Annotated in this window: 20 protein-coding genes and 1 other RNA gene; 11 read left to right on the top strand and 10 right to left on the bottom strand. The window is 42.8% G+C overall.

The annotated features are described in order from the left end of the window. Positions 1-10: 10 nt before the first annotated feature. Together L2748_RS05680 and L2748_RS05675 are read left to right on the top strand one after the other, a co-directional pair. Positions 11-1,396 (top strand): ATP-binding protein, encoded by a 1,386-nt coding sequence (locus tag L2748_RS05680; protein ID WP_220778482.1) that lies wholly within the window; start codon positions 11-13, stop codon positions 1,394-1,396. Between the two features lie 53 nt (positions 1,397-1,449). Beyond that, positions 1,450-2,289: a Dam family site-specific DNA-(adenine-N6)-methyltransferase gene (locus tag L2748_RS05675; protein ID WP_220778479.1), complete on the top strand. Its 840-nt coding sequence runs from the start codon at positions 1,450-1,452 to the stop codon at positions 2,287-2,289. Between the two features lie 48 nt (positions 2,290-2,337). Here L2748_RS05675 and L2748_RS05670 read toward each other — a convergent pair whose 3' ends face one another. Both L2748_RS05670 and L2748_RS05665 read right to left on the bottom strand, forming a co-directional pair. Beyond that, a complete protein-coding gene (locus L2748_RS05670) occupies positions 2,338-2,523 on the bottom strand; it encodes a DUF2970 domain-containing protein (RefSeq protein ID WP_220778477.1) in 186 nt (61 codons plus the stop codon). Between the two features lie 12 nt (positions 2,524-2,535). Beyond that, on the bottom strand, positions 2,536-2,868 hold the full coding sequence (locus tag L2748_RS05665; protein WP_246616053.1) for a hypothetical protein: 333 nt from the start codon (positions 2,866-2,868) through the stop codon (positions 2,536-2,538). 202 nt (positions 2,869-3,070) lie between these two features. Between L2748_RS05665 and rpe the strand changes: the two genes are divergently transcribed. From rpe to trpS, 3 genes are read left to right on the top strand one after another with little or no spacing between them, the layout of a single operon-like run. Continuing rightward, positions 3,071-3,745 (top strand): ribulose-phosphate 3-epimerase, encoded by a 675-nt coding sequence (rpe, locus tag L2748_RS05660; RefSeq protein WP_220778473.1) that lies wholly within the window; start codon positions 3,071-3,073, stop codon positions 3,743-3,745. A gap of 3 nt (positions 3,746-3,748) precedes the next feature. Then, positions 3,749-4,447 (top strand): phosphoglycolate phosphatase, encoded by a 699-nt coding sequence (locus L2748_RS05655; protein ID WP_220778472.1) that lies wholly within the window; start codon positions 3,749-3,751, stop codon positions 4,445-4,447. 5 nt (positions 4,448-4,452) lie between these two features. Beyond that, positions 4,453-5,463, top strand: a complete 1,011-nt coding sequence (gene trpS / locus L2748_RS05650; RefSeq protein ID WP_220778471.1) for a tryptophan--tRNA ligase — start codon at positions 4,453-4,455, stop codon at positions 5,461-5,463. A gap of 53 nt (positions 5,464-5,516) precedes the next feature. Here the strand turns inward: trpS and L2748_RS05645 are convergent, their stop codons facing one another. Then, positions 5,517-6,386: a LysR substrate-binding domain-containing protein gene (locus tag L2748_RS05645; RefSeq protein ID WP_220778470.1), complete on the bottom strand. Its 870-nt coding sequence runs from the start codon at positions 6,384-6,386 to the stop codon at positions 5,517-5,519. A 143-nt stretch (positions 6,387-6,529) separates the two neighbouring features. On the opposite strand from L2748_RS05645, the gene L2748_RS05640 reads away from it, so the two are divergent. Further along, the gene (locus L2748_RS05640) at positions 6,530-7,414 is read left to right on the top strand and encodes a DMT family transporter (protein WP_220778469.1); all 885 of its coding nucleotides are present in this window, start codon (positions 6,530-6,532) and stop codon (positions 7,412-7,414) included. A gap of 26 nt (positions 7,415-7,440) precedes the next feature. On the opposite strand, the gene L2748_RS05635 is transcribed toward L2748_RS05640, so the two are convergent. The 4 genes from L2748_RS05635 to L2748_RS05620 all read right to left on the bottom strand — a co-directional run bounded on the left by L2748_RS05635 (position 7,441) and on the right by L2748_RS05620 (position 10,990). Further along, complete coding sequence (locus L2748_RS05635) at positions 7,441-8,010, bottom strand: BON domain-containing protein (RefSeq protein ID WP_220778468.1); 570 nt, start codon at positions 8,008-8,010, stop codon at positions 7,441-7,443. Next, the gene (locus L2748_RS05630; protein WP_202723307.1) at positions 8,007-8,600 is read right to left on the bottom strand and encodes a phosphoheptose isomerase; all 594 of its coding nucleotides are present in this window, start codon (positions 8,598-8,600) and stop codon (positions 8,007-8,009) included. Before L2748_RS05630 ends, L2748_RS05635 begins: the two co-directional genes overlap by 4 nt. 64 nt (positions 8,601-8,664) lie before the next feature. Continuing rightward, a complete protein-coding gene (locus L2748_RS05625) occupies positions 8,665-9,003 on the bottom strand; it encodes a YraN family protein (protein ID WP_220778467.1) in 339 nt (112 codons plus the stop codon). A gap of 112 nt (positions 9,004-9,115) precedes the next feature. Further along, positions 9,116-10,990, bottom strand: coding sequence for a penicillin-binding protein activator (locus tag L2748_RS05620; protein ID WP_220778466.1), 1,875 nt, complete (start codon positions 10,988-10,990; stop codon positions 9,116-9,118). Between the two features lie 102 nt (positions 10,991-11,092). Between L2748_RS05620 and rsmI the strand changes: the two genes are divergently transcribed. Beyond that, complete coding sequence (gene rsmI, locus L2748_RS05615) at positions 11,093-11,935, top strand: 16S rRNA (cytidine(1402)-2'-O)-methyltransferase (RefSeq protein WP_220778465.1); 843 nt, start codon at positions 11,093-11,095, stop codon at positions 11,933-11,935. A gap of 165 nt (positions 11,936-12,100) precedes the next feature. Further along, positions 12,101-12,446: RNase P RNA component class A (gene rnpB / locus L2748_RS05610), an RNA gene on the top strand. Positions 12,447-12,567: 121 nt separating this feature from the next. Here rnpB and L2748_RS05605 read toward each other — a convergent pair. Together L2748_RS05605 and L2748_RS05600 are read right to left on the bottom strand one after the other, a co-directional pair. After that, positions 12,568-13,824, bottom strand: coding sequence for a cell envelope integrity TolA family protein (locus L2748_RS05605; RefSeq protein WP_220778464.1), 1,257 nt, complete (start codon positions 13,822-13,824; stop codon positions 12,568-12,570). Between the two features lie 768 nt (positions 13,825-14,592). Continuing rightward, positions 14,593-15,801 (bottom strand): NAD(P)/FAD-dependent oxidoreductase, encoded by a 1,209-nt coding sequence (locus L2748_RS05600; RefSeq protein ID WP_220778460.1) that lies wholly within the window; start codon positions 15,799-15,801, stop codon positions 14,593-14,595. Positions 15,802-16,241: 440 nt separating this feature from the next. Between L2748_RS05600 and L2748_RS05595 the strand changes: the two genes are divergently transcribed. Further along, positions 16,242-18,737, top strand: a complete 2,496-nt coding sequence (locus L2748_RS05595) for an Ig-like domain-containing protein (protein ID WP_220778459.1) — start codon at positions 16,242-16,244, stop codon at positions 18,735-18,737. Positions 18,738-18,897: 160 nt separating this feature from the next. Here the strand turns inward: L2748_RS05595 and L2748_RS05590 are convergent, their stop codons facing one another. After that, positions 18,898-19,767, bottom strand: coding sequence for a LysR family transcriptional regulator (locus L2748_RS05590; RefSeq protein ID WP_220778448.1), 870 nt, complete (start codon positions 19,765-19,767; stop codon positions 18,898-18,900). Between the two features lie 257 nt (positions 19,768-20,024). On the opposite strand from L2748_RS05590, the gene gfa reads away from it, so the two are divergent. Continuing rightward, a complete protein-coding gene (gene gfa / locus L2748_RS05585) occupies positions 20,025-20,582 on the top strand; it encodes an S-(hydroxymethyl)glutathione synthase (RefSeq protein WP_220778447.1) in 558 nt (185 codons plus the stop codon). 378 nt (positions 20,583-20,960) lie between these two features. Then, the gene (locus L2748_RS05580; RefSeq protein ID WP_220778445.1) at positions 20,961-21,227 is read left to right on the top strand and encodes a DksA/TraR family C4-type zinc finger protein; all 267 of its coding nucleotides are present in this window, start codon (positions 20,961-20,963) and stop codon (positions 21,225-21,227) included. Positions 21,228-21,414: the final 187 nt, after the last annotated feature.

The following is a 21,414-nucleotide window of genomic DNA, read 5'->3' as shown; positions in this document are numbered from 1 at the left end:
GGGCATCTAAATGTCATTTTCAGAATCGACCTTACTTCCTAGCCAAGATTCGCTACTGCAGCGTTTATTGCACCTCAGTGTTTATAGCGACCAATTAATGGTGCTAACCGGAGAGGATGGTGCAGGTAAAACAACTTTAGTAACAGGGCTGCTGAATGAGTTCGATCATCAAAGTTCTGCATTGGTTATTTGTCCTAAGCACTGTGATAGTGCTGAGATACGACGCAAAGTTTTAGTTCAACTATTAACTGAGCCCGTATTTGACGATGAGATCCCACTACCAGAGTGCTTATTGAGTGTCGCCGAATCATTACCGAATGAAAGTTATATTGTGCTTGATGATGCGCATTTGTTGCCGCTTGAGATCTGGGCTGAATGTATCATTCTGAGCCAAATTTCTTTTCCTGGTAAGTCTATAAAGGTGTTGATGACTGCGCCGCAACATTTCTTTAGCGAAATTATTCAACAACTTCCAGAGACTCTATTAGAGCAAGTGCTTGCTATTGATATAGAGCCATTAGATCAGGCTGAGCGCGAAGGTCTTTACTACACACTATTAAGCCGCAGTGAGCAGCAGCCTTTCACTCCAAGGGATATTGTAAAGAATCAACTAGAGATGCAAAAGGGCACGCCGCAAGAGGTGGTCAGTTTACTTGAGCTTGCTCTTAATGGTGAGCCCGTAGCAGCGTTAAAAACAACGAAATTAACCAAGATTACGTTTATATCTATTTTTTGCGTTCTTCTTTTGGTGTTTGGCTGGTTGTTGCTAGGTAATAATTCCCAAGATACAAAACCTCAAGAAGTTAAGTTTGCCGTTGATGTCAGTGAGCGTTTTGCAGAGGATAGTTCGTTCCTGTTTGATTATGGCAAGCGTACGCTAAAAAATCATCAGTATTTCCCCCCTCATAGTCAGCAACAGATACAACTTTTGTCTGAAGTAAACAGTAAAAGCCTAATCACGACTTATAAAATAACTCAGGCAGCGACATTTGATGTAAAGGGCAAAGAACCGCAAGTTCAAGCGACTCAGCATACGACTGCTAAAGCTGAAGTGACTACACAAAGTAGGATGTTGCACAATACAGCCGCAACAGTAAATCCAGCCAAATTTGCACTGCCTGATTTCGGCTATACGCTGCAACTGGCAAGTGTAAAACAGCTAAAGTCATTGAATAATATGTTACTAAGCCTCAAAGAAACGCCCGATGTTAAAGTTGCACGCTATAATCAGCGCTGGGTAGTGTTGCAAGGTCATTTTAAAAGCCGGCAACAAGCACTGCAGCAATCAACTTGGTTAATGACAAGTATGGGTATTTCTGAACCTTGGGTAAGATCTTGGAAAAGCCTTGGTGAATATGAATTACAAGAAGTGCCTCCAACTCGTGAAATTCAATAATAAACAGAGTACAATCGACAGCTCTCTTTTTTATAAGCACTCGATCAATTTAAATGATTAAAAAACAAAGAGCCTTTTTAAAGTGGGCTGGCGGAAAATTTAAACTGATTGAAGCCTTATCAGCACATTTACCTCAAGGTGATCGCTTGGTCGAGCCTTTTGTTGGTGCGGGCTCAGTATTTCTCAATACTCATTATGATCGCTACTTACTCTGCGATATTAATCATGACTTGATTAATCTGTATAAGATTGTGCAAAAAGAGCCAGAGAAATACATCAAAGCGGCGAAGGCACTTTTCGTTCCGGAAATGAATGATAAAGAAGCCTATTACAAAATCCGCATAGAGTTTAATGCCACTAAAGATCCATTTAAGCGTTCTGTTTATTTTCTTTATATGAATCGCCATGGTTTTAATGGTTTATGCCGTTATAACCGAAAGGGCGGCTTTAATGTGCCGTTTGGTTCCTATAAAAAGCCTTACTTCCCAGAAAAAGAGATCCGTGCTTTTTCAGAAAAAGCTCAAAATGCTGAGTTTCATTGCATTGGCTATGAGCAAGCGATTGATATGACAAAAGCGGGCGATGTGGTTTACTGTGACCCGCCTTATGCCCCTTTGTCATCAACAGCGAGTTTTACGACTTACGTCGGTAGCGGCTTTTCGTTAGATGATCAAGCCTTGCTTGCTAGGCATGCTCGCCATACAGCAATTGAAAGAGGCATCCCAGTACTTATCAGCAACCATGATATTCCGCTAACTCGGGAGCTTTATCATGGAGCAAGATTTGACACGATTCAGGTGCAGCGCAACATTAGCCAGAAAGGCAGTGGCCGTAAGAAGGTTGATGAGCTGATGGCGTTATATGATGACTCTTATCATAGCGAGAATGACTAATCTTAATTTGTTGATTATTAAGTAGGTGCCGATTTGCTTGAAGCTGAACTAAGCGAGCACTTGCTTAACAATAAACAGTAAGCCAGCCACAAATATAAACGCCAGAATTAGCCCCATGACAATGAAAGGAATTGGAGATGTCGTTTGAAAGTCTCGCTGACGGTTCTTTTCTGTTTGCACGCCAAAAAATGCCGCGATAGTGCTTGAAAATATTTGCCAAAATCGATGCAGCATAACAGTAATTATTTACTTGTTTAGTGGGGAGCTTTTATTGATAGGTGCGCTTTCATGACCATAGAGCAGTTCAAATAAATCGATGAAATGTAATTGATTCGTTTGGCTTTTTCCTGCCAACCAGCTTTTCCAACTTAAATCATCAGTTTGAGTGACGCAGCGGTTACTTGGGTGGCTTGCAGGTAGACTGGGGTTGTATTGACTCTCTGCACTATCGCAGTCACATGCAATCGATGCTGATTCATTTGACTTAGATGATGAGCCCAAGCTTGTGATCACGGTACAGGCGAAAGCAAGAATAACGGCTGACTTTATCATTGCCGTATTAAGAAATAATCCTTTCATCATGCCTCCATTGCTTTAGCTAGTCGGCGTATTATAGCAAAGGTGGCTACATTTTAAACATTTTTTAACCGTAAATTCTATTTCACTGTTTCTGTGAAATATTTTATCGATGTAAATTAACTGAAATGGGGACTCAAGAGTGGAGGGCTAACGTCTCAGCAGGTAGAATGGCGTACTTCTTAAACATTCAGGTGAGTTCGTTATGCGTCCATTTTTGATTGCTCCTTCTATTTTATCTGCCGATTTTGCGCGTCTAGGTGAAGATGTCGATGCCGTATTAAATGCGGGGGCTGATGTAGTTCATTTTGATGTGATGGATAACCATTACGTGCCTAACCTAACTATTGGTCCTATGGTATGTCAGGCATTGCGTAACTACGGTGTTACTGCTGATATTGACGTACATTTAATGGTGAAGCCAGTCGACCGTATCATTCCTGATTTTGCTGCTGCAGGTGCTTCAATTATTACCTTCCACCCAGAAGCTTCAGAGCATGTTGACCGTACATTACAACTGATTAAAGAGTCCGGCTGTAAGGCAGGCCTAGTGTTTAACCCTGCTACGCCATTACATTACCTAGACCACGTGATGGATAAGCTTGACGTCATTTTATTGATGTCGGTAAACCCAGGGTTTGGCGGCCAGTCATTTATTCCGTCAACACTTGATAAACTGCGCCAAGTACGTAAGTTAATTGACGACAGTGGTTATGACATTCGCCTACAAGTGGATGGCGGCGTAAAAGTCGACAATATCGCGGAAATTGCGGCTGCGGGTGCAGACATGTTTGTTGCTGGTTCAGCCATTTTCAATAAACCCGATTACAAAGCGGTTATTGATGAAATGCGCAGTGAATTAGCGACTGTAGAGGCCTAGCCAATGAGCACGTTTAGTCAAATTAAAGCCGTAGCATTTGACTTAGATGGAACGCTGATTGATAGCGTTCCTGATCTAGCAGCAGCTACCCGTGCAACACTTGCTGAGTTGAACCTACCACAGTGTAGCGACGATTTGGTTCGCAGCTGGGTAGGTAATGGCGCTGAGATGCTGATGCGCAGAGCGCTTACTTTCGCACTGGATACAGAGGTAAGCGAAGAGCAATTGCAAAACACCATGCCGCGATTTATGCATTTTTATAAACAAAATCTGCAGCAACATAGTGTGCTTTATCCTCATGTTGAAGCTGTGTTAGCTCAGTTGCAGCAAGCGGGATATCAAATGGCTATTGTCACCAATAAGCCATATGAATTTACCATTCCTTTATTGAAAGCATTCAATATTGACGGTTACTTTGGCATAGTGCTTGGCGGTGACTCATTAGCTAAGATGAAGCCTGATCCTTTGCCGCTACAACACATTTTGCATGAGTGGCAGCTGCAAGTTGAGCAATTATTGATGGTAGGTGACTCAAAGAATGACATTTTAGCTGCAAAAGCGGCTAAGGTAGCGTCAGTGGGCTTGACCTATGGTTATAACTACGGTGAAGATATTGGGCTAAGCGGCCCTGATGCCGTATGTGAACAATTTAGTGAAATAACCGCGCTACTTAAACTGCGCGACAACGCAACGGAGCAATAAACAAGATGACGACCCCCCTAACGAAACCAGTAGTTCTAAGCGGAGCACAGCCATCAGGCGAGCTTACCATCGGCAACTATATGGGCGCGTTACGTCAGTGGGTTGCAATGCAAGATAGTCATGATTGCCTTTATTGCGTCGTTGACCTGCATGCGATTACTGTCAGACAAGATCCGGTTAAATTACGTGAAGCGTGTCTTGATACGCTAGCACTGTATTTAGCTTGTGGTGTTGACCCTAAAAAGAGCACTGTATTTATTCAGTCTCAAGTACCGCAGCATACACAGCTAGGTTGGGCGCTAAACTGTTACACCCAGATGGGTGAGCTTAACCGCATGACACAGTTTAAAGATAAATCGCAGAAGCATGCCAATAACATTAACGTGGGTCTATTTGGCTACCCAGTGTTAATGGCTGCAGATATTTTGCTTTATCAAGCAAACGAGATCCCAGTAGGACAAGATCAAAAGCAACACTTAGAGTTGACTCGCGACATCGCGACACGCTTTAACAATGCTTACGGTGACACCTTTGTGATCCCAGAGCCATTCATCCCTGAGCACGGCGCTAAGGTGATGTCGCTACAAGATCCGCTGAAGAAGATGTCTAAGTCTGACGATAACCGTAATAACGTTATTGGTTTGCTTGAAGATCCTAAAGCGATCATGAAGAAAATCAAGAAGGCGATGACAGATGGCCAAGAGCCACCAGTCGTACGTTTTGATGTGGCTGAAAAACCTGGTGTATCTAACCTACTAAGCCTAATGTCTGGCTGTACCGGTCAATCGATTGCTAGCCTTGAAGCTGAATTCGAAGGCAAGATGTATGGTCACTTAAAAGTGGCAACTGGCGATGCCGTTGTGGGTATGCTTGAGCCACTGCAACAGCGCTTTAAAGAATACCGTGCTGACCACGCTTTCTTGAACCAAGTGATGAAAGAAGGTGCTGAAAAAGCACAGGCTCGTGCCGAAGTTACCATTAAGAGCGTTTACGAGAAGATTGGCCTTATCGTTTAAGCCTAAAGATTTGATAACAAAGCCAGCAGTTACCGCTGGCTTTTTTTATTGGCTTATTGTGTTGCTAACCAAGAGACAAACGCTCCAATAGCGGGTTCTTTTAAGCGACGTTGTTTGCAACTGAAAAAGAACTCAAACCCAGTTAACATATCCGGTAAATCTAGCTCAACTAATAAGCCTTTTTCAATATCAGCCAGCACCATAAAGTCTGATGCCAGCGCGACCCCTTGACCTGCGATAGCCGCTTCAATTGCCATTAATACATGGCTAAAAATATGCTGTTGCTGCGTGGCGGGTAATTGCTGATTATTGGCTACAAACCATCTATTCCAATCTAAACCTAAAGGCCCTTCATCGACCGTTAATAGTGGTTGTGAGGCTAAGATTTGCTGTGCACTGAGCTCAAAAGATAGCAGGCTAGGGCTGATAACGGCAATGAGGCGTTCTTTATGCAGTAGATGATGATGGTAGCCAAGTTGACCACTTTGCCCTGTGATAAACATATCTGCGACATTGTCACTGAGTTCTGGGTCCGCAGCGATCATATCCAGTCTAATTTTAATTTGTGGATGCTGACGCCTAAAATCACTGAGTCTGGGGATCAACCATTTAATCGCAAATGAACTGTATACCGCAAGGCGCAGCTGATCATTGCTGTCACCACTTATGTGCATGCTTAAGTCGCTCAGTTCGTTAAAGATCCGTTCTAGCTCTTTATATAGCAACTCGCCTTTGCTAGTCAGTCGTAGGTGGCGTCCCTCACGCTTAAATAGTCGCTCGCCATAGTGCTCTTCAAGTTGTTTAACTTGATGGGAAACCGCACTTTGAGTGATACATAATTCTGCCGCGGCTCGTGAAAAGTGGGATTGCCTCGCTGCGGCTTCAAATACTTGTAAGGCTCTGAGTGGTGGGAGTTTACGCATTTGGTTTCGCTCTACCTATGAATTCAGTCAGTGATTTACATCATAGTATTAATTTAATTCATGCATGGAAAAAAAACATCATTTTAGTTTGTATTAATGCAGGCATATCATGCGCGCATATTCAGTTGTACGGTGGAAGACAGATGAAATCTAATGTCATGATTGCCATGGCGATACTCGTATTCGGTAACCTTTTTAGCGCGCTGTATGATGTTTCGATTAAATGGCTTCCAGAAGGTAGTAATGCGGCGACGTTTTTGTTTATCCGCCAACTTGTATCGGTACTGATGCTATTACCTTTATGGTTTTATGCTCAAAAACCGACAACTCGTCACCTTAAAATCCACTTTTTTCGCTCTAACACTGGGGCTTTAGGTGCGGTCTGTTTGATTATGGGATTAATGGCATTACCCATGGCAACAGTGAGTTCGTTGTTCTTTTCTGCACCTTTGATGATAGTGCTAATGGGCGCAGTGTTTCTTAAAGAAAAGGTCACGTTGACTCAGTGGTTAGCGACTATTTTGGGATTCATTGGCATTCTAATCTTACTGCGCCCAAGTGAAATTAATTGGTTTGGTATTGCAGTATTACTTTCAGCCTTTACCTTCGCACTGAATCAGTTAGCACTGCGTAAGCTGCCTGATACCGAAAATCCAAGTGTGACACTCATGCTTTATAACCTGTTAAGTATTCCACTGACATTGGTTATGGTGTTAGTACAAGGCTTAGAGGGCGTGAGCTGGGAGTTGGTCGGAATGGCTGCGTTAAGTAATAGCTTTTTGCTTGCTTATCATTGGGCATGCGTATTGGCTTACCGTAAGGCTGAAGCGAGCAAAGTTGCGATAGCTGAATACACTGGGTTGCTGTTTTGCGTATTGTTTGGTTGGTTGCTATTTGATGAGTGGTTAGATGGCTTAAGCTGGGTAGGTGCAGGGTTTATTGTGCTGCCATCATTAATCATTCCTTGGGTATCAGCAAAGATGGTGAATTTCAGGCCAAAAAAAATCATCGAGCCAAAAGCTGGATGATTCTTTAGTTAGGCAGAGAATGCTGATTAAGCGTCGACGTATTCAAACACCTTAATAACTTTACGCACTCCTGCGGTATTGCGCGCGACCTCGACCGCTAAGTCGGCTTGCTCGCGCTCAACGTAACCGATTAAAAATACCTCGCCGTTTTCTGTTACCACTTTAATGTTAGTGACGTCTAAGCCACTCTCATTCAACATACGACCTTTCACCTTGGTGGTGATCCAAGTGTCGTTGCTACGAGTGGTAAACGAGGTTGGGTTACCAATGCGAATTTGATTGTGGATCTTACCGCCAATCTTGAGTTCTTTAACCGTGCGAATCGCTTTATCACGCAGCATAGAGTTAGGCGCTTGTCCTATCATCAATACATTGGTATTCATGACTATGCCGCTAATATTCGCCTGATTCTTTAAGTCATCATGAGATGCTAACGCACTTGAAATATTAAAGTCAGCGTTGGTATCGTCAATTTGAGTCTTAAAGCTGCGCTCGTCATTAACCATCATTGCCCCGCCAACTGCGCCGACCATAACGGCCCCTGCGCAGCCTTGCAGCATTAACACAATAGCGATTAATGGGAGCAGTGATCTCATGCCTGTTCGTCCTGCGGGAATAGCGTGCGGTCGATGTTGTCACATAGGCAGTGAATCGCTAGTAAGTGTACTTCTTGAATACGTGCAGTCACATTTGAAGGTACACGGATTTCAACGTCATTCACACTTAGCAGGCCAGCCATAGCGCCGCCGTCTTTACCGGTTAGCGACACAATGGTCATATCACGGCTTAATGCTGCTTCCATAGCTTTAATCACGTTGCCAGAGTTACCGCTGGTCGAGATTGCTAATAAGATGTCACCTGGTTGACCCAATGCCATAATTTGCTTTGAGAAGATTTCGTCATAGCTATAATCGTTGGCAATTGCAGTGATCGTTGAAGTGTCACAACTCAAGGCAATTGCTGGCAATGGTGGACGCTCAATTTCATAGCGGTTTAATAGTTCAGCAGAAAAATGCTGAGCATCACCTGCGCTACCACCATTACCACAAGCCAAAATTTTGTTACCGCTTAATAAGCAATGCACCATCATTTCTGCCGCTTTAGCAATTGACTCTGGTAGTGCTTCAGAAGCATCAATCTTAGTTTGAATTGACTCTGTAAAGCTGTCTTTAATGCGTTCTAACATGGATAAACCCTATGTTTATTTATGTTCATTATTAAAAGGTGTGAACATATGAAAATTAAACTGTTTAAAAGGCATCGCGGATCCATTGGATCCCATTGGGATCGGCCGCAATGACATCGAATCGACATATCGCGTCAATTCGATTTATTTGTATGTAATGGCTAGCCGCTTTTCTTATTCGCTGGGTTTGTGCACTGCTTAACGCATTCACTGCACCACCATAACGCGATGGAGAGCGGTATTTTACCTCAACAAAGACCCAATCCTTACCATCTTTCATCACTATGTCGATTTCACCAAAACGGTATCTTACGTTTTGTTCGACAAAGCTTAGGCCCTGTTGTTCCAAATATTGGCGTGCTTTATATTCGGCAATTTGGCCTTGGTTATCGGTATTTGCCATCAAACTCGCTCATCCTTGTAGCTTAATTTGACTATATCTTAAAGTATTAGCTGCGACTATTTACCTCAGTTAATTTAACTGTAAATATCGTTAGCAGCATTATATATCGACTTTACAGTGGACGTAAGTTGCCTCTTTGGTAACGTCCCCAGCTCAGCTGGCGGTTTAAGGTACCATCAGGTTGTACTGACAATAGTCCGCTACGGCCACTAAATTGATAACCCGGTAAAGCGCGCATTTGGGCTAACTTACCTACTAAATCAAGCGCGTCATAACCCATGATAAATAGTCGTTTACGACCGTTACTCCAGTTTGGCCATAATTCGTTAACCATACGGGTTTCAGTATTGGGCGTGATTAACCATGGGATATCGCTAATCGTTAGGTTATTCAGCTCATTAGCTGTTTCACGATCATTGTTTTCGACACGACTACGGCTGGTGGTGTAAAGCGGTACCGGTTCTGCAAACACGCTAAAATTAACGTCAATAAAAGGCTTTAATAGTGCTAAATCTTTGCTGGCAGAGATCATATAAATAGCATCAACATCGCGGCGAGAACGAAAATCGGCTTCAATCTTAGGCGTTAAAATCGCTTTAATGCGGGCAATGCGCTCTTTACTATCGATAACGCCTAAGGCTTTTTGCACAGTGACTTTCATTTTGTCACCGCCGTCATAATAATGAATCTCAGCGGGGTCATTCGTCAAAGTTTGCCAAGCTTGATTAAAGCTCTCTGCCATACGGCGTCCAACAGTGTCGTTACTCACTAGCAGTAATGGTTGCTCGATTCCATCGTTGTATAAGCGCTGCGCTGCATCAATGGCTTCGTCAGTTGGCGACAACGCAAAGAAAAACTTATCTGGCTCAGCAACGAAAGTATCAATATGGTTTAAGTACAGCTGCGGAATCGTTTTACTGGTAACAGGAGCGATGGGCGCAGTTGGGCTAGTAGGAGATACTGGTTCTGCTGCTGGAGTAATGTTTTGCAATTGCTCAACTTCAGACTGTAGTAGCGGACCAATGACAAACTCTGCACCTGCTGCAACGGCTTGTTGGTAAGCGGCTTGCGCACCTGTGGCTGTATCAAAAAAGTTAAGCGCTACACTGTCATCAGCAGTTGCCATATAGTTGGCAATAATACCTTGTTTTACGGTATCAGCGATGTTGGCTCTCGGGCCTGTTAGCGGCAGTAGTACTGCAATATTTTTTGGTTGATACGGTTGAGTATTCAGTGCTTTTTCTAAATCAGTGGGTAATTTTGCCGCAGCAGGATGATTTGGGTTTAATTGCTGCCAGCTGCCGAGGTGGCGCACTAAATCATTAGGGTCAACGGCATAGTGTTTGGCGATATATGCTAATTGTACCCAACCCGCAAAAATAGGGTTGCGAGTATCATCCTTAAAGCTCAGTAAGGTTTGTTGGTTAATCGGCTGTAATGAGCGCCAAATCGTATCATTAACTTCTTGTGCCTGAGATGCCGGCAAATACTTGCTAAGCAGGCTCAGTTGTCTCACTTGATCAATTGGCTGATTAACTAACTGGTAGAGGTGCGCCTTAAACTGGTAGTAACTTACCCACTGCCAATTCGGTAGTGTCCAGTTACTCGGGTAGTTAAGTGTTTTTAGAGCATGATCATAGGTTGAAGTCATCTCCAAAACGCGAGCAGAAAGGTAAATATGCTCAGCTAATAACTCTGGCTCTTGGCTAATATCTTGGGCTATTGACTTCAAAGCTTTGTCTGCTGCGCTGGCGTTACCTTCATTAATAAAGGCATGTGCGGCGAGTAAGACATATTTATCGCGACTTTGTTTATTTTTTTCTTGGCCAGCAAGCGTTAAATATTGTGCGGAGGTCTTTGTCACTGATGACAAAGAAACTTCAGTCTTTTCAGTCTTTACCGGCGCAGAAGTCGTGCCGCAACCGAACAAAACCGCAGATAAAATTGCGATAGAAATAAATTTTGTTGTATTCAGTCTTTTTAACACGGGTCTTCACTCTGGTAAGATGCTGCTATTAGTTTAACCTGCTCTTCCGCTTGGCGAAAGTCTTGTTAGAAACTCTTGCCAATACTCAATACAGAGGTAGATATGGACCTGTCGGTCGCGCTTTACATTGTTCCCACACCAATTGGGAATTTAGGGGACATCAGTAGCCGTGCAATAGAGGTACTTAATCAAGTATCACTTATCGCCTGCGAAGACACCCGCCATAGTGGTAAATTGCTTAGCCATTTTGGTATTGAAACCCGTAAAACGGCGCTGCACGATCATAATGAGCGTGATAGAGCGCAGTGGATTATTCAAAAACTCGGTAATGGTGAAGCTGTCGCGCTTATCTCTGATGCCGGCACACCATTGATTTCAGATCCTGGCTACCACTTAGTTAAGCAAGTGCGCGAAGCGGGGTTCAATGTTATTCCATTGCCGGGCCCATGTGCAGCAATTACCGCATTAAGTGCGTCAGGTTTACCTTCTGATCGTTTTTCATTTGAAGGCTTTTTGCCATCAAAAGAAAAGGCCAGACTCGATAAGCTTAGCGCATTAAAAGACGACCCTCGTACATTAATCTTTTATGAGTCACCACATCGGATAGTGCATAGCCTAGAGTCAATTGTGGCAGCATTAGGTGAAGACCGCGAAATCGTTATGGCGCGTGAAGTCACTAAGACCTTTGAAACGTTTCTTTCGGGCCCAGTGGCTGAAGTACTGCAGACTGTTAAAGATGATCCTAACCAGCAGCGCGGCGAAATCGTGTTGATGTGTCATGGTCACCGTAGTGATGAAGAGTCAGAGTTTTCACCAACCGTGATTAATACCCTTAAATTACTGTGTGAAGAGTTACCGTTGAAGAAAGCGGCTGCGATAGCGGGGCAGATTTACGATATTAAAAAGAATGCCTTGTATAAGCATGGTTTAACAATCGGACTGTAATACCTTGCCCTTAGATAAAACTTGTATGTTGTCAGCTAATGCATAGCCTTCAAGTTAGCTGTGTAAGGGGGAATTAGCTGCGCTATCTCTAATAGATTGGCTTCTAATCGATACTATGTATGAAAGTCCTTGGTTTGTTGCTTGTGCTTAGGCTATAATCCGCGCCGAGTTGGCTAGACAGTTGCCGCGCTCAATAGAGCGGGGAGGAAAGTCCGGGCTTCAAAGAGCAGGGTACCAGGTAACGCCTGGGCGGTGTGAACCGACGACAAGTGCAGCAGAGAGGAGACCGCCAATCTTCGGATTGGTAAGGGTGAAAGGGTGCGGTAAGAGCGCACCGTGCGGCTAGTAATAGTTCGTAGCAAGGTAAACTCTACCCGAAGCAAGACCAAATAGGGTCCCGTATGGCGCTGCTCGCGTTGGGACCGGGTAGGTCGCTTGAGCCTGTGAGCGATTGCAGGCCTAGATGAATAACTGTCCACGACAGGACCCGGCTTATCGGCCAACTCAACCTATCCAAACAAAAAGCCGTATCTCGAAAGAGATGCGGCTTTTTGTTATCTGTCAGATTAAGATTTGCCTATCTTCAGCTTGAAATGCCATTGCTCAATGAGCAATGGCATAGCGGCTAAATGTTAGAAATAATAACCAAAGTTAATATTAAAGCGCTTGTTGGTATCACCATCGCCGACCATGGTGCCACCAATAAAGGGCTGGTTTTCTGCCACGACAAAATCAAAGTAGGTGTAAAGACCGCCAGCAGAAACCGCCATGCCGGTGACATTCATAAAAGTGTCTTCCATTGCGGCGGGCTTATCCGTGACTAGGGAGTAATCGTTATAAAAGGTCAGGCTGGATATTGGGCCAATATCAACTGGTAGACTATACGCAACATTGGCAATGTATGTGGTTGCTTCTGCTGGGATAGAGTCATAGAAATGGTAGGCGGCTACAACGATGCGATCTACATCCATACCATCGACGTCATATTTGTAATCTGTCATCTGTAGCTTCACATTCCAACGGTCATAGTTAACAACGCCATGGACAGCTGCCGCGACATTATCGCCATCAGTGCCATTTTCTATTTCTAATTGACCCGCTTGGATTGATGCGCCTAGCTCAAGGTTTATGTCGTTAAATACAAAGTTATGCGCATAGCGAGCATTGAAGGTATTGACCTCTCCTGCCGCGTAGCCAGCACTTGGAGCGTCATAAGCATCTTCTCCATCTAAGCGAATTCCGACTACGTCATAGGCGTAACGGTCGGTACGGTCAGAAACAAAACCGTCTAGACCGCCTTGTTCATCATTTTTGTAGAAGGCGAAATCAAGTTGGTTATTGTCACCTTTGTAGGTGTAGTTCAGACCCATATCATGATCATCTTCAAGCCCGAGATAGAAGTTAGAGCTGAAAAAATAGTTATTTGATGCGTAAGTTAAGATACCAAAAGGCACTTGAGTGACACCGATTTTTGCTTGTTGTTGCTCATCAAAATTGTAGCCAATCCATGCATGCTGAATGACATTCATATACTCAAACCAGCGGTATTGAGCTGAAAAAATCAAATCTTGGTAATTACCTGATACATCGATACGAAACAGGTCAAAATCAAAGTCACCACCGCGATCTGCATTATCGTCATCAAAGTCTTCATAAGAATAATTTACACGTACAGCACCGCCAAACTTTAACGAACTTTCAGCTGACTTTTGCTCTTCAGTAGCCGCTTGCTGGGTTTGTTCTTCTTTCTCTTTCGCTTGTTGCTGTTGAGATTCAAGTTGCTCAATACGAGCCTTTAGCGCTGCAAGTTCCTCATCTATTGGGGTGGCGTTTGCATTAGCAGAAAGTGCAAGGGTGATACATGAGGCTGCAAGTGTTTGGCGAATCATCATTTATCCTTATGGATTGAGTTTATTAGTATTGATTGCGGATCTTTTGTAAAAGCATAACCAAGATATGCGTTATGAAAGCAAACGTTTAGCTAGTGCTTTTTGAGGTCTAGATCGAGTTGAACGAAAGGGATAGGCTTACATTGAAGAGTAAACACATCATAAGAGACTCCATGCAGAGGTTAGATACCTTGAGTGCACGAGCCTTTTGATTACCTAGCTGCTGCTAGAGTATAAGTTGAAGGTAGTGCTTTAATTACTTTGACTGACAACCCCATAAGCCATAGATATTGGTTTTTTATGTTGAGGTGGGGTTGTTTTTCAGTGAATTAACTTAGCATATTTGTTGCTAATATAACAGTTTTGCTGTTTAACGAATAAATGCGTGTAGACTTGGTGCTGGCTAATATAGGCCTTATACCAATCAGTATAAAGATTTGGTCGCTCAGCGAGAATTTAGCGCTTCTGAGGCAAGGCAGCGAGTGAAGAGCATAGTTGTTCTACGGTTAAGCTCGTTAACGGAGCATCAGAACCGCTAAAACTCGCCATTCTGGAGCGTTTTTGGCTGCCTACTTCTACGTTGAACAGCCTCACAAGGGAATAACCATTCTTTCATCTATTCGCCTTGAATTAGTTGCCAAAAAACGCTCTGAGTAGATCAACTTCTTATACTGATTGGTATTATTGCGGCATGAACCTGAGGTAAGGGGTATAAATAAAAAAGCCCATCTACAGCTAAGTAAATGGGCTTTATCGGTATTTTGCTTATTATGCCGGCTTAAACAAACATTTTAGGCGTTTGAAAATAATCAAACGTGACATGGCTAAGTAACCACTAACGGTTTTTTGATGTAAACGGAAAATCGTGTCGTATAGGCGACGCACTAAGCGGCCCTTTAAGATCAATCTATCGTTCATCATGGTGCTAATTGCAAAATTATGGCCGATAGCGACCACCATGCCACCATCGTTGTAGACGAATGGCTTGAGTGACTTGCCCTTTAAATGAGCGACTAAATTTTTTGCCAAATGTACTGCTGCGCGGTTAGCAGCCTGCGCTTTTGGTGGTACTTGGCTGCCATCTACTTGTGGAATGGCGGCGCAATCACCCAGTGCAAAAATCGATGAGTCAAATGTGGTCATTAGCGTTTGCTCAACCACTAATTGGTTAAGCGAATTGCTCTGCAGGCCACCAATTTCTTTGAGCCAATCAGGTGCTTTAATCCCAGCAGCCCAAAACTGTACTTCAGCATTAAGCACTTGACCGTCGCTGGTGGTCATACGATCCGCTTCAACACTGGCAATACGGGTATTAAGCATCACATTGATTTGATACTTCTCAAGTCTTAGCAATGCTTGCTCAGACATTTTCACCGGGCCGTTGGGTAGCACTCTATCGGCTGCTTCAATCAAGTTAATGTTAAGCCATGCTGCATAAGGGTTTTCGCTTAGCTCAGCGCTGACCTTAGCAAGTTCTGCAGCAAGCTCTAAACCAGTTGCACCCGCACCGACGATATTAACAGTGCAATCTTTACCTGAGCGCAGTAATGAACTGATTTGGTGCCAGCTATTGCGTGCCTGCTCGGGTGTATCTAAGAACAAACAATGCTCTTTTGCGCCTTGGGTGGCGAAGTCATTACTGATCGCGCCAATGGCAATAATTAGGTAATCGTAAGCTAGCGTATCGGTTTCGCCATTGGGTTTGCGTACGACTAGCTGCTTAGCTGCTCGATTAACATCGGTCATCCAAGCTTGGTAGTGCATATAGCCATTGTTCGCGCCGTGGCTGAAATAGCAGATAGTGTCGAGATCGCTGTCAAAAGTCCCTGCGGCTATTTCATGAAAGCGTGGCTTCCAGTAGTGATGAGTTTCACCCTCAACCAGAATAACTTCATCTTGGCTATTCACACTACGACCTAGCATGCTGGCGATTTCAAGACCTGCAGCGCCACCGCCAACAATAACAATACGAGACATAATAATTCCTCTGTGCATCGACAGATGCAGACATAATTTGAAAATTGAAATGAGCCTTGGAACTGAATGGGGATACGAAAGGTATGACCGAGTGCAGGGCTACTAGATGGGGTCATTATAGTTATCGTCGTATTTGGAACAATTAGCTAAAAATGCAAATTACTTTTACGAATCAGTAATAATAAGTGTTGCAGTTACCTTAGGGAAATGCAGAAGGTTTTGAGCTTAGATTTGGATATTTCTTGTTTTGCAAAACCTTTGTAGTTGCACAAGTTTATGAATATTAGAGATTTATTGATTAAAAGGTTTTTTGATTCTCCAGTGAATTAAATGCGACTTGCATGTTGAAATGTTTCTTTTGTGTAAATAGAATGATGCCGCAATCCTATGTTTCGTCGGGGGTGTAGGAAAGGAATTCAAAATATATAAAAGGACTTAAAATGAAAAAAAACTTTTCATTAACGTTACTTGCAGCTGCTATTCTTGCTGGTTGTGGTGGCAGTGACTCATCTTCTGAAACATCACCACAACCGGTTGTTAATACTGCTCCCGTAGCTGCTGCAGATAACTTGTTGGTTCAGAATAATGCAGCGATTACGTTCGATGTACTGGCAAATGACTCAGATAGTGATGGTGATACGTTAACTATTACGTCAGTGGTTAACCAGCCAGAGAGTGGTACCGTTGAAATTGTTAATAATCAATTGCTTTATACTCCTGAGAACAATGTTGCAACTACAGATTCATTTACTTATGAAATTAGTGATGGTGAACTGACGGCTACCGCAGAAGTTGCTGTGACAGTTAATCATACCTTAACGATATCGGGACTTGTAACTGATTCACCTATTGCTAATGCATTGGTTTCAATTGCTATTGGCGATGACTTGTTTGAAGTTGAGGCCGATAGCAACGGTAATTATTCGTTGCCAATCACTATTAATGACATGTCTGCGCTTGTGCTTATCAATGCCAAAGGCAGTGCCGAGCAGGAGCAAGAAAGCGTTGAATTAGTAGCGATCGTAGGGCAAACAAGTACTTTGCTAACCAAAGCGGGTGAAGAGCGCCATTTAACCAATGAAGAAAAAAACTTAACTAATGTTACGCACGTATCTACTGCTAATTATTTGTTAGCTGAGGACCGTTCAGAAAGTGGTGAAATCACAACTGAGTTGCAGTTTAACCAGTTAGCGAGCGAAGTATCCCCCGAGGAATTAGTTCAAACATCGGCTTTCATTAAGTTATTGGTTGATAATGCCAATTTCGAGATCCCAGAAGGCGAAACTGTTTTATCTATATTAGATCTAGATGCTGAAGCAGCAGAAGGTGGAATAGATACCAGTGAAGCTATTCAAGCTTATTTAGTGGCAAATAATCATGTTGATGCGCATGGAGAGCTCACTCAGGCTTATGTTGCTGCATTAGAGGAAGCGATTGAAGAGACTGTCACTGATGAGAATGTGATTGAGCAATTTAGCGGTGAGCAAATTGCCAATAAAACCATGCTTTCTTTATACGGTGCAAAGCAAGGTTGGAATCAGCACTCTGGAATGGGAATGAACTTCAATGCTGATGGTTCCGGTGAGTTATATAAAAACGTTGGTAGTCATGATGACTCTGCTCCGGTCGATCTTACTTGGTCTGTAGTAGACGGTAATTTGAATGTGGAATATCAAAATCATTCTTATAAAAGCTATCATTACATTCCTTATCCCTATGAAGCTTTGGTCATTGATTATGGTTTCTCTCAAATAGTCGTTGATGAGCTAATTGAGGCTACTGATGCAGGGCTAATTACTGAGCCTACGTTTAATATGGAGTCTGGTGTGGCAAGCTCAAGTACTCGTTTAATAACCAGTAACTCAACTAGTTATCAAGTAGTTGTTACCGAGGTAGAGTACACTCAACTAAACCTTCCTGACTCAGTAACAACATGGACCAACCCGACTCCAAGAGTTACCAATGAGCATTATTATAATCAGACTTTGATACATAGTCCTGAAAGTGCCTTTGATGGCAAAACGCTTGAAGATATAGAAGGTAGCTGGGTGCTGGATCTTGAAAATACAGTGGTCAGCGCCTACAGTCAGGCTGAGTTTACCGCTTTAACGGCTGATTTTGTTACGATTTCTGGATCGTTAGCTACGACAAGAAATGCTAGTCAGCAATTTACGGCTTCACTCACTGATGGGGTTTTATCGTTAGCTAATGGTAATATTGTCTATAAATTCACTCCAGTAAAAACCGAAGGTAAAGGCCATTTGGCCCAAGTTGAAAAGTGGGTGGATAATAAGCTCGAGCTGGTTTTAGCGAGACAGATTGCTAAATTTGATAATAGTTATGGGCGGTTAACGAATAATTTAGTCACTAGCCTACCAAATGCGCAAATGGCATACATTAATGGCAGTATTCAACAGCAATGGGATGGTGACAAGTTAAAGTTAGAAAACCTTTGGGGTTATCAGTTCAATCAGGATGGCACATTAAGTCGAGGAATTTATGGGGTTACTGCTGAAGGTGACTGGGAAGGTATAGGTAACGGTATTGGGTATTTTTATTTAGGTGATGATAGTTGGACATGGAGTCAAGCTGGACGGAATGTCAACTTAATGCAATCACTAGATTGGTCCGAAAGGCACCGCACTTGGGAAGTTATTTCTGTAGATGACCAAGGTCGAGCTTTAGTTTTGGAGTACTCAACTAGGGGCTGGGATATTAATAATAATGGTATTATTGAGGATAATGAGTACGGACAACTTATTTTCCCGCGTATCAACGTCATTAAAACCACGGACTTGAGCGATTGGCAAGCGGAGTGGCAAAATACTATTGATCTTGGGTTACTCTCTGTAAATGCTCCTACTATGAAAGTGCAAAAAGAACCTGCATTATCATTCAAGTCACAAAGTAATAGAGGTGTGGTTGTTTTAAAGTAAATGCTCATAGCTTGTTTTATTGCTTAATATCTCGAGCGCATTTACTCTCAATAAAATTGCTATAAAGCTATAATTTACAAAACGAGTCAGAACTCTTAGTTGTGACTCGTTTTTGTTTTTGAGAGTACGGAGATATGAGTCTGGCTGTTATTTATCTAGATTACTTTAAACCGGTACTTAAATGTTCGAGCAGCATTCGCACCTTAGGTGAAAGATGACGGTTTTGTGGGTATAGCGCCCAAATGCCTTCTTCAGGTTGGCGGTTTTGTTCCAGCAATGGGGTGAGCTCGCCGGCTTCAATAAACGGTAGCACGTAATAGTCCGGCAGCTGCACTATACCAATACCTTTAATGGCGGCATCAACTAAGGCGTGGCCACTGTTGCAACTTAAGCTACCTTTAACCCGTACATTGCGGGTTTTACCATTTTCTTGAAAGCGCCAGTAATCCATGGTGCCAATTAAGCAGTTGTGTTGATCAAGCTCTGATAATGAATGTGGAATGCCATAAGTAGATATATAGCTAGGTGATGCACAAACATATTGAGTACGGCTGCTAAGTTTTTTGGCCATCATGCTGGAATCTTCTAGATGCCCAAGTCGAATAGCCAGATCATAACCTTCATCAATTAAATCGACTTTTTGATTACTCAAGTTGAGCCTAACTTCTAATTCGGGATACAGGGCGGCAAAATCATTGATTAATGGCGCAATGGTTTTTTCACCATAGGTCACCGGCGCGGTGATCTTCAGTAGCCCACGTGGGCTGGTCTGCAAATTGGTAATCGCGCGTTCGGCCTCTTCTAACCCATCTAATACTTGGCGACAATGTTGGTAATAGATGCGACCAACCTCTGTTAACGACACTTTGCGAGTCGTACGGTGAAATAGCTTAGAGGCTAGTCTTGTTTCTAGCGCACTTATTTGGCGACTTACTTGCGCAGTTGATATGCCTAATCGTTGCGAGGCCTTAGTAAAGCTCTCAGCTTCAGCTACGGCTACAAATTCACTGACACCTTCCCAATTAAACATGATTATTCTCTAGGTAGTATTTCTACAAAACTGGCTTAATTATTAACAAGTTTAAATTAAAAGCAATTTTGATTTGGTTGGTTATACATAACTATATACGCGAAGCTTACGCCGAAAATAGTGTTATATCGAGCTTTAATTATTACGTCATAGTAAAAGTTATTTGTAATAAGTGCCAATTATCAAATTAAGGATGAGGAATATAATGCGCAGCACTTAGTGAGCTTGAATCACTTATCCATCTAGGAGTCATTAGTTTGAAAACATTAATTCATCCACAAGTCGACAACGGTATTCCAGCAACAGCAGCGAATTTTGCAGGTGGTTCATTACAATGCAAATGTGTTAATAATCCTGTCGAAGTCACCATTGCATCGCAAACTGCTCACAATCACGTTTGTGGTTGCAGCAAGTGCTGGAAACCACAAGGCGCATTATTTGCACAAATTGCCGTGGTATCTAAAGATAAAGTTAGCGTAACGGCTAATGCTGACAAATTAGAGATTGTTGATGAGGCTGCAGCAATTCAGCGCCACGCATGTAAAGAGTGTGGCACTCATATGTATGGACGTATCGAAAACACGGGTCATCCTTTTTATGGCTTAGACTTTGTTCACACTGAACTGTCTAGCCAACAAGGTTGGTCTGCACCAGAGTTTGCGGCGTTTGTGTCATCGATCATAGAGTCGGGTACGGCACCTGAGGCAATGGCGGATGTTCGCCAAACGCTTAAAGATTTAGGTTTACCGCCTTATGATTGCTTATCACCTGCATTAATGGATGCAATTGCAACTCATGTTGCGGCAAACAAATAACGCTGAATAGTGAGCTTGTACCAGCTTAAACAATATTAACACCAGTAATAAAAAGCGCTTCGGCGCTTTTTTTACATCTATAGTCTAGCAATATGACTGATTATTACCTATACGTAAAAGTGTTTTAAGTTTTTTGTGGATTATAATATCTACTGGAACAACTATAATGTTTATATTGAAATGAGGCAGGCAGATGAGCTTTAACTCCTTCTTCGTTAACTGGGCGCCGAGGGACATGGAGTACTTTGCTTATATAAGTTATTACATATAGTAGAAGGTGTAGATTGTTAGAGGCAGTCCCAACCTTTAGCTATAGATGAGTAGGCAGTTAAATAATTCATGCTCGGTAACCGCTAATTGTCATATAGAGGTACTAACATGGCAGGTGGATGGTCTAGAGATGGTGCAGTACAAGATCAAATAGATAGTAGTGTCGAAGACGCAGTTGCAGTCGCAAGAAGTCGACTACGACATGGTGAGAGTTTGTTGCATTGTGAAGAGTGCGGTGAGCCGATACCTGAGGCGAGACGCAATGCAGTTCCAGGTGTTCGACTTTGTATTCATTGTCAAAATGAAATCGATAACAGTCAGGCGAAGCTGCATCTATTCAATCGCCGCGGCAGTAAAGATAGCCAGTTACGTTAAATTAACCGCTATTCAAGTGGTGCTAAGCAGTAACACGCTTAGCACCAAGTTTAAGACATATGTTTTAAAAACTGCTTTTGCAATGAATGAAGCAATTTTTAAAAGATTATTACCGTATGGTAAAGGTAAATTACCTATTGATGGGATTATCAATATCCAACAGGTAGTTATAATCTTTCCATACCCA

The organism is Shewanella sairae (assembly GCF_023283535.1).
Classification (GTDB): domain Bacteria; phylum Pseudomonadota; class Gammaproteobacteria; order Enterobacterales; family Shewanellaceae; genus Shewanella; species Shewanella sairae.
The sequence above is the reverse complement of the archived record's forward strand: the minus strand, read 5'-3'. Positions and strand labels throughout refer to the sequence as shown.